The sequence below is a fragment of the Pseudomonas sp. IT-196MI5 genome, assembly GCF_949767415.1.
GTDB lineage: Bacteria > Pseudomonadota > Gammaproteobacteria > Pseudomonadales > Pseudomonadaceae > Aquipseudomonas.
The window spans coordinates 29500-45215 of the sequence record NZ_CATKPZ010000018.1; the positions used below are offsets into that span (position 1 = coordinate 29500).

A 15716-nucleotide genomic window follows, 5' to 3' on the forward strand; every position below is an offset into this window, starting at 1 on the left:
GGAATTGACTAGTCTGTATTGGAGACGGGGTCCACTCGCCAGGTGGCGGAGTCAGGAAATCATTGCTATTGGTAATACCCCCCGACTGTTTTTGCCGGAAATAGCGATTACCCGGATTGATCGAGAATCTTTTTAAACTATTCATCGCCCGTCCCGCCCTCAACCTTAAACGCTAGCTTTACACTCCATTGAAAATGAGTATTGAGGTGGTACCCGGATGTGTACAGAGACGAAAGCCCAGCCAAATTCTGAGACCTTGGTCAAAGAATCGGATCAGACCTTGGTCGAATCAGAGGCTGGCCAAACGTCCAGTGACGCAGTGCCCGGGAGACAGATCACCGGTACGAAATTGCGCCATTTAAGCCGCTCAACCCAGTTCGCAATCTGCGCCACAATCATTCTGGGTTTGACCATGACGCTCGTTGGAAACCTCGTAAGCCAGAGTATCGAAGAGGCAACGGTTCAAACGGCGGCAGAGACGGGGGCGCGTTATATGCAGAACTTTCTCGAACCTTTTGTCCAAGGGTTGACCACTGCCAAAGAACTCCCCGATGGAACGATTCAGACCATCGATCAGTTGCTGTCCAGCACCTCGCTCAGTACACATGTCGTCTCGGTGAAGATCTGGCTTCCAGACGGCACGATTGTCTACAGCACCGACAAATCCGCGGTCCAGAAAAAATTTCCGACAGAGGAGATCTCACAGGCGCTGACAGGCAAGATCTATACAGAACTGGACAATGATCTTGAGGACGATACTGACGATGTGTTTGAGCGAAGCCTGAATATTCCGTTCTATGAAATTTTTGCTCCACTGCGCGAAACGGGTACTGGAAAGATTGTTGCGGTGGGTGAGTTCTACGAAACCGCGCAAGCGCTACAGCGCGAAATCAATAACGTTCGCCAGAAAGTGTGGGCGATTGTTGGTACAGCAACGATGGCCATGCTGTTGTTGCTGTTTTTTATCGTTCGGCGTGACGACAAGATCATAAAGCAGCAGGAAACAGCACTTGAATGGCGAATGCAGGAGCAAGCCAGGTTGCACTCAAATAATGCCGCCCTTCAGTTTAAAGTCACTACAGCCAATCGCGAATTCTCAAAGATCAATGAACTTACCCTTCGTCGGATCGGGGCAGATCTTCATGATGGTCCCGCTCAGCTGTTGTCACTTATTCTCCTTCGCCTTGAAGAACTCGAAGACTCGCAAGGCGCCTCGGATGGGGAAGCCCTCGACATGATCAGGCGGGCCGGCAAAGATGCGTTAAACGAAGTGCGGGAAATTTCTCTCGGCCTGGCACTTCCGGAAATCAATGATCTGAGCCTGCACGATGCGCTGCTATTGCTTGCCCAGCGGCACGAAGAGCGAACCGAGACGCGAGTCGAACTGGAGCTTGATACGCTTGCGGACGATGTACCGACAGCGCATAAAATCTGTATTTACCGCTTCGCCCAGGAAGCATTGAACAATGCCTACCTTCACGCAGGAGGAAAAGGCCAAAAACTCAGCGCATCTCACTCCGAAGGGCTACTGCAAGTGCAAGTCGAGGATACAGGAGTGGGTATTTCAACCGAGAAACCGAGCGTGCCAGGTCGAGGCCGGACTCATCTGGGCCTAGTCGGCATGCGCTATCGCGTCGAATCCCTCGGCGGAATATTCATCATTGAATCGGCGCCCCATGCCGGAACCAAAGCCAGGGCGCTGTTCAAAATCTGATCCCCCGTACCCAAACGATCATCGCACCCAAGTCACCGGAAACGCTTATGGCTCGGAGCTTGTCTAGCCGTTGTCATTCAAGTCGCGGCGTTGAAGAGCACTGCATAAACCAGGTATATGGTCACTCTCCCAATGTCGTCTCACGGCTGCGACTGCCTGCGTCCGGTTACGAACCCGTAGCTTGTACATGACATTCGTCATGTAGTGCTTGATGGTCTTCTCGCAGAGCTCAAGCTTGATAGCCACCTCGCGGTTGGTCAGGCCCTTCGATACCTCCCGGATAACTTGTTCTTCGCGATGGGTCAGTTCGATCTTTTGCTTATCACCCGCGTGCTTTCTGAAACTGCCCAAGAGCTTGCTGGCCAGCTTGGGTGTAATGAAGGTTTCACCACCGGCGACCTGTCTGATGGCTTGTACAAGTTCGCGACCGCTTATGCCTTTCAACGCATACCCCTGCGCGCCTGCTTCGAGGGCGGAATAGGCGTCCTCGATGGACTCGGATACCGTCAGCATCAAAATTCTGACTGACGGCGAAGAAGCGGAGATCGCTCGCACGGCAGCAAAGCTATCGCCCGGCATATTGACATCCATCAGCAAAACATCCGGAGCCAAACGAGCGGTAATTTCCAGGGCATCATCGGCGGACCCGCCCTGCCCGACCACCTGGAAGTCGGCTATTTTCCTCAGCGCCATTGTGACTCCATCCCTTAACAGCGGGTGATCATCAACGATGCCAATCTTGATCATGGAACTCATAAGAACTCCTTATAAGAGCCGATGCAGCTGCATGGTGGTGTCGCACGTTTCATTTTTCACCCCTCGCGCCATACCCGATCCGGCAAGTCCAACCGTCTCCATGATGTCCGGGACGACAGCTGTGCGGGTACTATTCGAGGGGCTGCAACTTATGAGCCATTTCAATAGGACGAAGATAAAACCCAAATTAATTAGCAGGCTGTTTCTGAGTATTTCAAGCGAGAGAAAGGATGAGAGGGGGATATTCCTCAAATCAGGTGGCAAACGCCCGGTTGGGTGGGTGTAATGCCCCATTTATGGAGATACCGACCGCTTTCGCCTGGGGCTGATTGCCCTGAGGTGACCGGTTGAATCCACAGCCAATACCCGACCTTCCCCCCGCCTCGACAGCTGGCATTTTCGGTCCACGTACTGTCACAACCACCGCACGAAAAATCCGTCATGACATGTCATAACCTCCTCCAAAAACGGGCTTTACCCAACAAATACGGGGGTTTAAGGACGAACGGTCGAGAGGCGTCAAGCGCGGGGAATTGCCGGGAGTTTACAGCCACTACAGGCTTTTCAGGCGGGCACGTTCGTCGCGGTGCAGTGAACTTCACTCTCATCACGTGTCACATTAGGTCCTTGTCAAGCGAACTACAAAAGAGGTCAGCCTTATGAGCATCGCCACAATTGTCAGTGCCGTGATTTCCAGTCTCGCACCCAGTGTCTTCGACCAGAGCAGCCTGCAGGAACCCGGCGCGCATGTCTCGGCCGTCGAATATCACTACGGAATGGACATCGATGTGAAACGGGTATTGCAGCGCACCGATACCTCCGACAAGACCGGCATGGTGCCGGTGACCCTGGTCTACGAAGACAGCGAGGGCGAGATTCACAAGATCCGCTTCCTCGAATGGGGTGCAAGCCCCGCCGACCCCACCAGCATTGCCTGATCTGCTCGCCGATAGAGTTCCGGGCCTCGCCTGCGCCTCAGAAGCGGAAGTCAAACTTCATAGGCACCCCGTGCGGATGATGTTTGTTGTTACCTGAAAATGAAAACATTTGAATGATTAAAAGTTCATTCGCGAGCGTCACTCTTATCTTGGCAGCGTAATGCCGCAAGATTAATTAATAATAATTACTGGATCTTGACTGCACTCAGCCACGACAAATTCCAATGATGCCGTGTCCAGAGCCAAGTTGATTCACTATTACAACCAAGAGGTCACCATGGAACTTAGTATGTTTTCTTCGTCCACCGTGGAATATGTGCGTTTGGGCGTTGTATATTTTCACCTTATCGCCTGCTGCGTAGCAATCGGGCTGGTTTTGACCAGTGACATTGCAATGGTCAAGCAACTCCTGAAGGGCGATGCATCAGGTCACCATGATGACGCGCACATGGACAGTCTGCAAAAAACCGTATCGTATGCACTTGTAGCGCTCTGGATTACGGGCATTGCCATTGTCGGGATCGATTATGCCGGCAAGGGAATGGAGTATTTCCTCAATCCAAAATTGCAAGCCAAGATCGGCATCGTTGTGCTGTTGACCATTAACGGCTTCGTGTTGCATCGCGCTGTATTGCCGGCGCTGAAAAAGGCCGGTTCGTTACTGAAACTCTCCTTCAGCCTGCGCATGCTGGCGCTGTTCTCGGGGGCGTTCTCTGGCGTGTCGTGGTTCTATGCCGCCATGCTGGGTGTGGGTCGTCCGCTGGCCTGGAAGTACTCCCTGCTGGAGTTGCTGGCAGCCTATCCGGTGCTCATCGTCGGCGGCTTCGGGATGATGGTACTGCTCACCGTCTGGGCAAAAAACAAAGACGCCGAAGCGCGCATGGAGCGAGACACCTGGACTCCAGGCAACGCCGCCCTGGCTGGCTGGTGAATCCAGGTTGAACAAGGACGTTCAGCGCTGGCCCATGAATTGCGTTTTAACTGTTTAAAAGTCTCACTTGAGGATACCCAAATGAAATCCATGAAAGTTCTCTTCGTAGTCGCCGCTCTGACCGCTTCTTCTCTGGCGATGGCCACCGGTGGCGGTGACCGGACCGTCGCACGCATGGAGTCGGCCCGCACAGTCTCGATGAAAGCCTTCCAGGTTGCCCAGAAACAGAAGGCTGAAGCCGCTGTCGCTCAAAGCAAGGCCAAGGCCGCCGATCGCACCGACAGCTGAGCGGTGTAGCGCATCCCCGGGCTGACAGAAATGTGCAGCCTCCAACCTCAAAAGCAGCACCCAGGGTGCTGCTTTTGCTTGTTTAACACAAATCCAGATTACACAAAATCCAGTGGGTTGAATCCGCAGTCGTCATCCCGAAAGGTATCACTGTTTTCCAGCGCGCCTATCCCGGCGGCGTCATCCATGCTTGCCAGAATTCTCTGTTCTCATGGACAGCTTTCCAAACATGTAAAACAGAGATAATGTAATGCGCATTACAAAATAAATTGCGATCTCTACATGAAGAAATGGCTGGCTTTGATTCTAGGCCTACCCACCGCGAATGCCACCGAACGCATGCGCGCCTGGCGTGCCTTGAAAACGGCAGGTGCTGCGGTCTTGCGCGATGGCGCCTACCTGTTGCCTGACACCGGTTTGTGTCGTGAAGTGCTGGCGTCTGTAGAGCGTGACATCCTTGCCATCAAGGGCACTGCGTTCGTCCTGCCCGTCGTCGATCCTGATGGTGAGCGCTTTGTCGAGTGGTTCGACCGTAGCGATGATTACGTCAAGCTTCGTGCGCAGATCGAAGAATGCCGTGGACGGCTGAATGCTGAAAATGCGCTGGCGACGACCAGACAAATTCGTAAGCTGCGCAAAGTCTACGATCAACTGGCAAGCATCGATTACTTCCCAGGCCAGCCGAAGCAGCAGATCGATTCGGCGTTGCAGGCGCTAGAGACGGCGGTCAGTAGAGCCCTGTCGCCGGATGAGCCGCACAGCAGCAACCACCCGATAACGGCACTCAATCCTGGCGACTATCAGGGTCGTATCTGGGCAACACGCAAGCGTCCCTGGGTCGACCGGCTGGCGTGCGCCTGGCTGATTCGCCGCTTCATTGACCCCCACGCTCGGATCCTCTGGCTCGAGCACCCCCAAGACTGCCCAGCCGACGCCCTGGGCTTTGATTTCGATGATGCGACCTTCAGTCATGCCGGCAACCGCGTGACCTTCGAAACCCTGCAAGCCAGCTTTGAACTTCAGGAGCCAGGCCTGAACCGCATTGCAGCTTTGGTGCATTACCTCGATGTCGGAGGCATTCAACCGGTGGAGGCTGCCGGCATCGAGCGCGTGCTGGCAGGGCTACGTGAAACCATTCTCCATGACGACCAGCTGCTGGTTGCCGCGAGCGCCATCTTCGACGGCCTGCTCGCCGGGTTTGTAAAAGAGGAACAACCCAATGAATAAGGTTTTCGCACCCGCGGTTGAAGAGGATCTGTCGAGGCCAAAGCCGATCAGTTTGCGCGAGGCTTTCTGGTTCTGGTTGAAGCTGGGTTTCATCAGCTTCGGCGGGCCGGCCGGACAGATCTCGATCATGCATCAGGAACTGGTGGAGCGTCGGCGCTGGATCTCCGAACGACGTTTTCTGCATGCCCTCAATTACTGCATGTTGCTGCCTGGGCCAGAGGCTCAACAATTGGCGACTTACATCGGCTGGCTGATGCATCGAACCTGGGGTGGAGTGATTGCGGGGGCGCTGTTTGTGCTGCCCTCACTGTTCATCCTGATCGCTCTGTCGTGGATGTATATCGCGTTCGGCGAAGTGCCCGTGGTGGCCGGGCTCTTCTATGGGATCAAGCCTGCCGTGACCGCCATCGTGGTGCAGGCGGCCCATCGAATCGGCTCTCGGGCGTTGAAGAACAATTGGCTGTGGGCGATAGCGGCGGCGTCATTTACCGCCATCTTCGCGTTCAATGTCCCGTTCCCGCTGATCGTATTGGGTGCAGCTTCAATCGGCTATGTCGGTGGACGCCTGGCGCCCGAGAAGTTCAGGGCTGGCGGCCATAGCGCCGCCAAAAAGTCTTATGGTCCGGCGTTGATCGATGACGACACGCCCTCCCCTGAGCATGCCCGATTCAGTTGGTTGAAACTGGTGCCGCTCGCACTGATCGGCGCCGCACTGTGGGCGTTGCCAATGGGGATTTTGACCGCTCTCTTTGGCTGGGAAGGCACTTTGACCCAGATGAGCTGGTTCTTTACCAAGGCCGCGTTGCTGACCTTTGGTGGGGCCTACGCTGTACTTCCCTATGTCTACCAAGGCGCAGTCGGTCACCATGGCTGGCTGACGCCGACGCAGATGATCGATGGCCTGGCGCTAGGAGAAACCACTCCGGGGCCACTGATCATGGTGGTGGCTTTCGTCGGCTTTGTCGGTGCCTATGTCTTGCAAGTATTCGGTGCCGATCAAGTATTTCTGGCGGGCGCCGTGGCCGCCGCCCTGGTGACCTGGTTCACCTTCCTGCCCTCGTTCCTGTTCATCCTTGCCGGTGGCCCGCTGGTAGAGTCGACTCACAACGAACTCAAATTCACCGCACCGCTCACCGCCATTACGGCGGCCGTCGTCGGTGTGATCCTTAATCTGGCGTGTTTCTTCGGCTATCACGTTCTTTGGCCGAAAGGCTTCAGCGGCAACCTCGACTGGCCCTCTGCACTGATCGCCATTGCAGCAGCAATTGCCTTGTTCCGCTTCAAGCGGGGCGTCATCCAGGTGCTGATGGCCTGTGCGCTCGTCGGTTTGGCGGTACATCTGCTGCGCTAGACCGCACGAGTGGATCAACAGTCTTTGGCGGGCACTGGGCTCGCCAGATCACCCAGCCTACCGAACCAGGCAGGAGGTGTTCCATGAGGTGGATTACCCGTGAACGGCCCAAGATTGACCGCATCGCCTGTCCCTGGCTGATCGCGCGCTTTATCGATTCGCAGCCCGAGTTTTTATACGTGCCCAGTGGTGACGTACTGCGTCTGGCGGCGCAGAAAGACGCTACGCCCTACGACATTCCCGGCGTAGAACTGACTCATGAGGGCGAGCTGTGCAGCTTCGACGCTTTTCTGAAAAAGTACCAGCTCAGTGAGCCCGCTTTGCAGCAGTTGGCCAGGATCGTCCGTGGAGCCGACACCTCCCGCCTGGATCTGACTCCGCAATCGGCTGGGCTGTACGCCATCTCACTGGGACTGTCGCAGCGATATTGCGATGATCATGAAATGCTTTCGCATGGACTGATCCTGTACGACGCACTCTATGCATGGTGCAAGGAATGCCAGGGTGAATCGCATAACTGGCCTCCACAAATGTGAGAAAGCCAGCTCGCATCAATGTAGGAGCGAGCTTGCTCGCGATGGTCGTTAACGATAACGCGTGTTTACTGGCTAAACGCGGCGCTCTTGAGTCCATCGCGAGCCAGCTCGCTCCTACAATTTCCTTAATCTCTCCCTGAAATTCGATGAAAGGCTGAACGCCCATTTCTTGAGCTGCCCCTGCCTCTGGTTTAGGATGGCTTCATATCCCCCCAGGGGGGATATGAAGCATCAAACAACAAACTCGTCGCTCTCTTTTTCGAGCAAAGCCCGACAACCAGACAGGCGTTCGCCTCTTCCTGTGAGATTTCTCATGCTGACAATCCTGGCCAACCGAACCTACCGTCACCTCTTCCTGGCCCAGGTGATTGCACTGGTAGGGACTGGTCTTGCCACTGTCGCGCTAGGCCTGCTGGCATTCGATCTTGCAGGCGCCCAAGCAGGCGCTGTCCTCGGTACAGCGTTGGCGATCAAAATGACGGCCTACATCGGCGTTGCGCCGATTGCAGCGGCTTTTGCAGAACGTCTACCCCGGCGAACAATGTTGGTCTCACTGGATTTGGTACGAGCCTTGGTCGCGTTGGCTCTGCCGTTCGTGACGGAGGTCTGGCAGGTCTACGTACTGATTTTTGTCCTGCAATCAGCCTCAGCGGCATTCACCCCGACATTCCAAGCGACCATTCCGGACATACTGTCGGATGAGGACGACTACACCCGCGCCCTGTCCCTATCGCGCCTGGCCTACGATCTCGAGAGTGTCGCCAGCCCGATGCTCGCCGCCGCGTTGCTGACCGTGGTCAGCTTCCATAGTCTGTTCGCCGGCACGGTCATCGGTTTTCTCGCCTCGGCAGCCCTGGTCTCGACAGTCCTGCTGCCGAAGGCGAAGCAGACGCCACGGCGCAGTATTTACGAGCGAACCACCCGCGGCATGCGCATCTTCCTGGCAACGCCTCGCTTGCGCGGGCTGTTGGCGTTGAACCTGACGGTAGCGGCGGCCAGTGCCATGGTCATCGTCAATACGGTGGTGCTGGTCCAATCGCGCTTCGCTTTGCCTCAGAGCTCCACAGCACTGGCGCTGGCCGCGTTCGGCGGTGGCTCGATGATCGCAGCCCTGGTGTTGCCTCGGCTGTTGAAAGACATCAAAGACCGAACAGCCATGCTGTTTGGCGGAGCAATTCTGGTCGCAGGCTTGGCCATTGGCATCAACCTGAGCACCTACAACTTCCTGTTGCCTCTGTGGATGGTACTCGGCGTGGGTTATTCCCTGGCCCAGACCCCGGGCGGTCGGCTGTTGCGTCGCTCGGCGCATGCCGAAGACCGCCCGGCACTGTTTGCCGCGCAATTTGCACTGTCCCATGCCTGCTGGTTGATTACCTACCCACTGGCGGGATGGCTGGGTGCCAACATCGGCCTTACGGCGTCGTTTGTCGGGCTCGCTGTCGTGGCAGGTGGCGCACTGGTGGTCAGCATCGTGATCTGGCGTCCTGTGCATGACCAGGAGTCGATCAAACACACCCATGAGAACCTGCCGGTTGATCACCCTCACCTCCACGGGCAGGATGGTGTGGATCACGAACACCCGTACGTGATCGATGATCAGCATCGCCGATGGCCAGACAGACAACCGTAAGTGCCTGACTCTTGAGCTCGGAATGCCGGGTTGTCATGCCAATGCGTGAGCCCCGCCTTGTTGTAACGGCTCAGCGAAGTCGGGCATGGCCGGCCTAGAGGTACTTGGTGATCTGCTTGAAGGCTTCCAGCGGTGCACGCTCACCATTGTTCAACGCCGAGACGGTGTCTTCCAGGCAGTGATCGATGTGATCCTGAATGAGCGTGCGTTTGGCTTGGCACACCGCTTTTTCAACAGCATGCAGTTGCTGGGCGATGTCCACGCACTGACGCCCCTCTTCGATCATGGTGATGATGCCGCGCAAATGACCGTCCGCGCGTTTGAGACGCTTGATGATCGCTTCGTGACTTTGGTGGGTGTGGGGGGTGTGGGGATGGCTGTGTTCGAGCTCACTCATAATTTGAGTCTTCGCGATTCATGAATAACGCGAACTTTATCCCCCCATGGGGGATGCAAGCAAATGAGTATCCGCCTGCACACGGGTGTGGAAACGAGTCGCAGGGTCGCCATTGCAGCAACCCCCACTCCTCCTCTGCGGTGTACACACGGTCGAGCAACTGCCGCTCAGCCTTCCCGGCCGGCCTCGATACTGACGCGCCAGATCCGGCTCATGGTGGCTCTACCCCTTCGATTCGCTGGCACAGATCATCGAGGAAGTCTGCGGCGGGAGCACCATTCACGGCCCGGTGATCAAAGGTCAGCGAAAGGCCCATGAAGTCGCGCTCCGATAACGAACCATCGGCACTTCGTTGCAGGCGACGCTGGATGCCTCCCAGCCCGATAATGGCCACCTGAGGGACATTGAGGATGGGCGTGAAGAAACGCACCCGCGACAGCCCCAGGTTGGTCACGGTCACCGTGGCACCCGTCAGCTCCTTCACCGAGAGCTTCCCGGACAGTGCCTTGTCCACCAGGGCCCGGCGTGCAAGTGCCAAGCCCTGCGCATCCAGTTGGTCGGCATCGAACAGTGCGGGCGCCACCAGCAGATCGTCCGGCAGGGGGATCGCCAGACCGAGATGCACCGAACCATGCCGCGTGATCTGGTTATCCTGCAGGGTTGCGTTGAGTCCCGGATGGTTCTTCAGGGAACAGACGATCTCGAACAGCAGCAGGTCCTGGAGCGATACCTGGCTACCCGCAGCCTTCAGCTGCGCCCGTTTCGCCTGCAGGTTGGTCAACTCGCATTCAGCGTGGTGAGTCAGTTGCGCGGCAGTCTGCAAGCTTTCGCTCATCTTCGCAGCGATCATTTTTCGCATGCCTTTCAAGAGCACGGTGCTACCGGAACCGGCAGCGACATTCTGTATGTGCCCCATGGCTCACTCCACTAACCCGATGGTCGCGCCTTTGACGACCACCGCATCTTCTTCTTCGAGGATTTTCAGCACGCCGCAAGCCGGCGCCTCGATCTCGAACTGGGCCTTTTCAGACATGATTTCTGCCACCAGATCGCCTTGGGCAACTTCGGCGCCATCACTGACCAGCCAGGAAGTGATGACGGCTTCGGCGTCGCCTTCCCAGAGGTCAGCGGGAATCAGGATTGAGTTGGACATGTTGTTATTCCTCGTTCTTCAGGTTCTGGTAGGCCGCAACGATCTTTGCTGCGCAAGGCAGCGCCCATTGCTCCATAGGCGGTGTGAAAGGAATCGGAATGTCGGGGAAAGCCACCCGCTGCGGGCGCGCCTTGAGCATCCCGATGTCGTGTTCGACGACACTGGCGATGATTTCGCCGCTCACACCGAAGCTGTGGTAGTCCTCGTCGACCACGATGAGTCGGCCGGTCTTGCGCACAGAGGCGATGACGTGCTCACGGTCCAGCGGCACCAGACTGCGCAGGTCCACGACTTCGGCGCTGACACCCTGCTGCTCCAACTGCCGGGCAGCGCGCAGCGCGTGATGCACGCCGGCACCCAGGCTGACGATACTGACATCACTGCCTTCACGGACCGTCTTCGCCTTGCCGATCTCCACGGTATAGGGTTCCTCCGGAACAGCCACCGTGGCGCCCTTTTCGGTACCCAGCCAGCCCATGCCCTGCAGCGACTTGTGAAACAGGTAGATGACCGGGTTGTCATCGCGAATGGCGGCAGTCATCAGGCCCTTGGCGTCGTAGGCGTTGCTCGGCACCACCACCTTCATGCCTGGCAGGTGAGCGAAGGTGCCGTAAAGGCATTGCGAATGCTGCCCGGCGTCGGAGTAGCCGGCACCGGTGGATGCCATCAGCACCATGGGCACGCTGACCTTGCCGCCGGAGAAGTAGGTGTTCTTCGCCATCAGGTTGTAGATCGCGTCCATACAGACGCCGAAGAAGTCGACGAACATCAGTTCGACAATCGGACGCATGCCGTCAGAGGCCGCGCCCACGGCAGCGCCGATGAAGGCGGTTTCCGAGATAGGCGTATCGCGAATGCGCGCACTGCCGAATTCTTCATGCAGGCCACGGGTGTTGCCGAACACCCCGCCGAGTTGGCCAATGTCCTCGCCCATCACGAAGACACGTGGGTCGAGGCGCATTTCCTGGGCCATCGCCTCGGCCATGGCGCGGGCGATGGTGAGTTTGCGTTCTTTGATTGTTGCGGACATGTCTCGTTTCCTCCGTCGATGGGATCAGTGACGGGCAGCGGCAAGCGCGGACGGCCTGACGATGATCTTCACGTTCTGGTCCTTGTTGTTGACCAGCTCCTCGAAGCCCTGCTCGAGGATGTGTTCCAGTTCGATCCGCCCGGTGATCAGCGGAGTGACGTCCAGGCGGCCGTCGGCGATCAGCGCGATGACATCGGCGAACTCACCGTTGTAGGCCAAGGCGCCAATGACCTGCTTTTCAGTGGCGACGATTTCGAAAAAGTTGAATTCGCTGGGCTCCTCGAAGATGCCCACCATCACGCAGCGCCCGCCCTTGCGAATGACATCGATCGCCAACTTGGCAGTGGTCTTGTGGCCGATGCACTCGAAGGAAACCGCGGCACCATATCCATCTGTCAGTTCGCGCACCGAAGCAATGGCATCGCACTGGCTGGGGTCAAGCACCAGGGTGGCCCCCACCTCAAGCGCCTTCGCCTTGCGCGCCGTGGACATTTCGAGCGCGATGATCCGGGCCGCACCCGCGGCACGGGCGCACATGATGGTGCACAGACCGATGGTTCCAGCGCCGACTACCACCACTGTCTGGCCGAGGAGGCTGCCGGCCTTCTTCACCGCGTGCATGCCGACGGCCAGAGGTTCGATCAGCGCGCCGGCCTCATCAGGGAAACCTTCCGGCAGGCGGTACAGCAGATTGGCCGGGATGTTGACCAGTTCTGCGAACGCACCGTTGTTCATCAATCCGGTGAAGGCGAGGTTCTCGCACAGGTTGTATCGGCCCTGCTGGCAGAACCAGCATTTGCCGCAATGCTGGCAAGCATCGGCGGCCACACGCTCACCTACTGCAAAGTTCTGAACCCCCTCCCCCACGGAGACAATCTCGCCGCAGAACTCGTGGCCGAGAATGCACTGCCCTTTGAGGCCAGTCAGTGGATGGGCGGTATCAGTGGGAATGAATACCGGCCCGGCCAGGTATTCGTGCAGGTCCGAGCCACAGATCCCGCACCATTGCACACGGATTTGCACCCACCCCGCCTGAGGTTGCGGCGGGCAGGCAACGTCCTGCAGGCGGATGTCGCGTCGGCCATGCCAGACTGCGGCCTTCATCGTCGGTTGTCGGTACATGTCGCTCTCCTTCTTGTCGTTGTTGTTGTGGCGGGCTCCGTTCACACGAACACCCTTTCCAGTGCTTCTTGCGGTGCCGGATAGGCACTGTCGCGGGCGAACTGCACCGCAGCGTCGACGCGTCCTCGGGCACGTTCTTCAATGGCGGCGGCGCCGACCTCGTCCAGCACGCCCAGATCCAACAGGCGTTGGCGGTAAACCGGAATCGGGTCCTTTGCCAGCAGGGCTTGCTTCTCGCCGGCAGGACGGTAGGTTTCGCCGTCACCCATGAAATGGCCGGCCAGGCGGTGAGTTTCGATCTCGATCAGGCTCGGCCCTTCACCGGCACGGGCCCGAGCAATGGCCTCACCGGCCGCGGCGAAGATGGCGTCGGCGTCGTTACCCGGGACGAACACGCCGGGCATGCCATACGCGGCAGCACGCAGGTAGTTGCGCTCGATGGCAGTCGAAGCGGCCTTGGCCACCGAGATGCCCCAGGCGTTGTCCTCGATGACGAAGACCACCGGCAGCTTCCACAGCGCGGCCAGATTCAGGGTTTCGTGGAAGGCTCCCTGGTTCGCTGCGCCTTCACCCAGGTAGGCCACGGCGACTCCGGACTTACCCTGTAGATGGCGTGATAACGCAGCACCTACCGCAGGGCCCATGCCTTGGGCGATGATGCCGGAGCAGGAGAAGTTCACCCGTGCGTCGAACAGGTGCATATGGCCGCCGCGGCCGCCAGACAGACCGGTCTTTTTGCCGAAGATCTCGGCGACCATCTCGTCCAGGTCTACGCCCTTGGCCACGGCGATGTGGTGTGGGCGGTGAGTGGCGGTGACGATGTCCTCCACCGCGAGGTGGGCGCAGACACCGACGGCGCAAGGCTCCTGACCATTGGACAGGTGCATCTCACCGGGAATTGGCCCATTGGCCATGTTGAATACGGGCGTCTTGCCTTCCATGTAGATTCGTTCGATAGACTCTTCCAGGTAACGGCTGACGAGCATCTGCTCGAGCATCCAGAGTCGCTGGGCTTTGCTGGGCGTGGTCATGGGATTGGTTCCTCAGAGGGCGCGCTGGTTCATCAACGCGCCGATGTGCTCGGCCTGGCGCAAGGCCAGGGCGACAATGGTCAGGGTCGGGTTCTGCCCGCCGCTGGTGGTGAACTGGCTTCCGTCGGAGACGAATAGATTGGGGATGTCGTGGCTCTGGCCCCATTTGTTCACCACGCCGTCGGAGTCTTTGGCGCTCATGCGGTTGGTGCCCATGTTGTGACTGGCCGGGTAAGACGGCAGGCGGATCACCTCGGTGGCACCGACCGCCTCATAGCACTTGCGGGTCTGCTCCACACCGTGATCACGCATGGCGGTGTCGAAGGCATGGTCGTCCTTGTGCACCACCGGGACGGGCAGGCCGTACTGGTCCTTCTCGGCGCCGTGGAGGGTGATGCGGTTGCTCTCCATGGGCAGGTCCTCCCCGCACAACCACACGCCGGACATATGGTCGTAGCGCTCCATCCGCGAAGCGAAGGCACGCCCCCAGCCCTGCGGGGTCGGATCGAGGAAGGCGGACATGAACGGCAGGCCGAGGGACAGGATTTCCAGCCGGTAGCCACCGACGAAGCCCCGCGAAGTGTTGTTGTAGGACTCGTCGGAAATGATTCCGGCACAGGTGGTGCCCCGATACATGTGAATCGGCTTGGGCAGCACGGCGTAGATGCCCGCAGTGGTGTGACACATGTAGTTGCGCCCAACCTGACCGGAGGAGTTGGCCAGGCCGTCCTTGAACATCGAGGACTCGGAGTTGAGCAACAGGCGCGGCGACTCGATGGAGTTACCGGCCACGCACACCACTCTGGCTTTCTGGCGCTGCTGGCGGCCCTCGGCGTCGGCGTAAACCACCCCGGTGACTCGACCGCGGGCATCATGTTCGATGCGAAGCGCCATGCTCTGCGCACGCACCTCACAGTTGCCGGTAGCCTCGGCGCGGGGGATATCGGTGTAGAGCGTCGACCACTTGGCGCCGATGCGGCAGCCCTGCATGCAGAAGCCGATCTGCATGCAACCAGGACGACTGTCATAGGGCTGCGTGTTGATCGCCATCGGGCCGGACTGGATTTCCTTGTAGCCAATGCGTTGGGCGCCTGTGGCCAGGACCTTGAAGGAGTTGTGCCATTGGTGATAAGGCATTCCGGTGCTTGGACCGGTCACGCCCATGTGCTGCTCAGCCTTGACGTACCAGGGCTCCAGCTCCTCATAGCTGATTGGCCAGTCCAGCACATTGGCGCCCTTGATATCGCCGTTCTCGGTGCGCATGCGAAACTCGAAGTCGCGAAAACGCAGGGCCACGCCGGCCCAGTGCACGGAACTGCCACCCACCGCTTTGACGATCCAGGCCGGCAGGTTCGGGTGGTTGCGCGCCACGTCCCAGCCGCCGGTGGCGATGCGTTTGTCGAGCCAGGAAATCTTGTTGAACATGGCCCACTCATCGTTTTCGATGTCGGACATCTCGTAACGCTTGCCGGCTTCCAGCACCACGGTACGGATTCCTTGCTTGGCCAAGGCGTGAGCCAGGGTCCCGCCGCCGGCGCCCGAGCCGATGATCACGACGACATCGCTGTCGTCCTGGGAGTATTTCGCTGCCATGGGGTTAACCCTCATTGTT

16 protein-coding genes are annotated in these 15716 nt (G+C 58.4%); 8 read left to right on the forward strand and 8 right to left on the reverse strand.

Annotated features, from left to right (window positions below):
* Window positions 1–217 precede the first annotated feature (217 nt).
* Complete coding sequence (locus tag ACM6IK_RS13540) at window positions 218–1714, forward strand: sensor histidine kinase (protein ID WP_414874737.1); 1497 nt, start codon at window positions 218–220, stop codon at window positions 1712–1714.
* Between the two features lie 63 nt (window positions 1715–1777).
* On the opposite strand, the gene ACM6IK_RS13545 is transcribed toward ACM6IK_RS13540, so the two are convergent.
* On the reverse strand, window positions 1778–2470 hold the full coding sequence (locus ACM6IK_RS13545) for a response regulator (RefSeq protein ID WP_414874738.1): 693 nt from the start codon (window positions 2468–2470) through the stop codon (window positions 1778–1780).
* Window positions 2471–3129: 659 nt separating this feature from the next.
* Between ACM6IK_RS13545 and ACM6IK_RS13550 the strand changes: the two genes are divergently transcribed.
* The 7 genes from ACM6IK_RS13550 (at window position 3130) to ACM6IK_RS13580 (ending at window position 9371) form a co-directional block, all read left to right on the forward strand.
* Window positions 3130–3408 (forward strand): DUF2790 domain-containing protein, encoded by a 279-nt coding sequence (locus ACM6IK_RS13550; protein ID WP_414874739.1) that lies wholly within the window; start codon window positions 3130–3132, stop codon window positions 3406–3408.
* A gap of 277 nt (window positions 3409–3685) precedes the next feature.
* The gene (locus ACM6IK_RS13555) at window positions 3686–4339 is read left to right on the forward strand and encodes a hypothetical protein (RefSeq protein ID WP_414874765.1); all 654 of its coding nucleotides are present in this window, start codon (window positions 3686–3688) and stop codon (window positions 4337–4339) included.
* Window positions 4340–4420: 81 nt separating this feature from the next.
* Window positions 4421–4627 carry a co-regulatory protein PtrA N-terminal domain-containing protein gene (locus ACM6IK_RS13560; protein ID WP_414874740.1) on the forward strand — a complete coding sequence of 69 codons (207 nt, stop codon included), beginning with the start codon at window positions 4421–4423 and terminating at the stop codon, window positions 4625–4627.
* A 282-nt stretch (window positions 4628–4909) separates the two neighbouring features.
* Window positions 4910–5854, forward strand: a complete 945-nt coding sequence (locus tag ACM6IK_RS13565; RefSeq protein WP_414874741.1) for a chromate resistance protein ChrB domain-containing protein — start codon at window positions 4910–4912, stop codon at window positions 5852–5854.
* Window positions 5847–7205, forward strand: coding sequence for a chromate efflux transporter (gene chrA, locus ACM6IK_RS13570; protein ID WP_414874742.1), 1359 nt, complete (start codon window positions 5847–5849; stop codon window positions 7203–7205). The genes ACM6IK_RS13565 and chrA overlap by 8 nt, the downstream gene beginning before the upstream one ends.
* An 83-nt stretch (window positions 7206–7288) precedes the next feature.
* Complete coding sequence (locus ACM6IK_RS13575; RefSeq protein WP_414874743.1) at window positions 7289–7741, forward strand: chromate resistance protein ChrB domain-containing protein; 453 nt, start codon at window positions 7289–7291, stop codon at window positions 7739–7741.
* A gap of 313 nt (window positions 7742–8054) precedes the next feature.
* The gene (locus tag ACM6IK_RS13580) at window positions 8055–9371 is read left to right on the forward strand and encodes an MFS transporter (protein WP_414874744.1); all 1317 of its coding nucleotides are present in this window, start codon (window positions 8055–8057) and stop codon (window positions 9369–9371) included.
* 94 nt (window positions 9372–9465) lie between these two features.
* Here ACM6IK_RS13580 and ACM6IK_RS13585 read toward each other — a convergent pair whose 3' ends face one another.
* The 7 genes from ACM6IK_RS13585 to ACM6IK_RS13615 form a co-directional block, all read right to left on the reverse strand.
* A complete protein-coding gene (locus ACM6IK_RS13585; protein WP_414874745.1) occupies window positions 9466–9768 on the reverse strand; it encodes a metal-sensing transcriptional repressor in 303 nt (100 codons plus the stop codon).
* A gap of 211 nt (window positions 9769–9979) precedes the next feature.
* Window positions 9980–10684 (reverse strand): 2-oxo acid dehydrogenase subunit E2, encoded by a 705-nt coding sequence (locus tag ACM6IK_RS13590; RefSeq protein WP_414874746.1) that lies wholly within the window; start codon window positions 10682–10684, stop codon window positions 9980–9982.
* 3 nt (window positions 10685–10687) lie between these two features.
* Window positions 10688–10921: a lipoyl domain-containing protein gene (locus tag ACM6IK_RS13595; RefSeq protein WP_223547023.1), complete on the reverse strand. Its 234-nt coding sequence runs from the start codon at window positions 10919–10921 to the stop codon at window positions 10688–10690.
* Window positions 10922–10925: 4 nt separating this feature from the next.
* Window positions 10926–11951 (reverse strand): alpha-ketoacid dehydrogenase subunit beta, encoded by a 1026-nt coding sequence (locus tag ACM6IK_RS13600; protein ID WP_414874747.1) that lies wholly within the window; start codon window positions 11949–11951, stop codon window positions 10926–10928.
* A gap of 24 nt (window positions 11952–11975) precedes the next feature.
* Entirely contained in the window at window positions 11976–13055 is a 1080-nt protein-coding gene (locus ACM6IK_RS13605; protein WP_414874766.1) for a 2,3-butanediol dehydrogenase, read from the reverse strand.
* A 59-nt stretch (window positions 13056–13114) separates the two neighbouring features.
* Complete coding sequence (locus ACM6IK_RS13610) at window positions 13115–14104, reverse strand: thiamine pyrophosphate-dependent dehydrogenase E1 component subunit alpha (RefSeq protein WP_414874748.1); 990 nt, start codon at window positions 14102–14104, stop codon at window positions 13115–13117.
* Between the two features lie 12 nt (window positions 14105–14116).
* Window positions 14117–15697: a GMC family oxidoreductase gene (locus ACM6IK_RS13615; RefSeq protein WP_414874749.1), complete on the reverse strand. Its 1581-nt coding sequence runs from the start codon at window positions 15695–15697 to the stop codon at window positions 14117–14119.
* Window positions 15698–15716 lie beyond the last annotated feature (19 nt).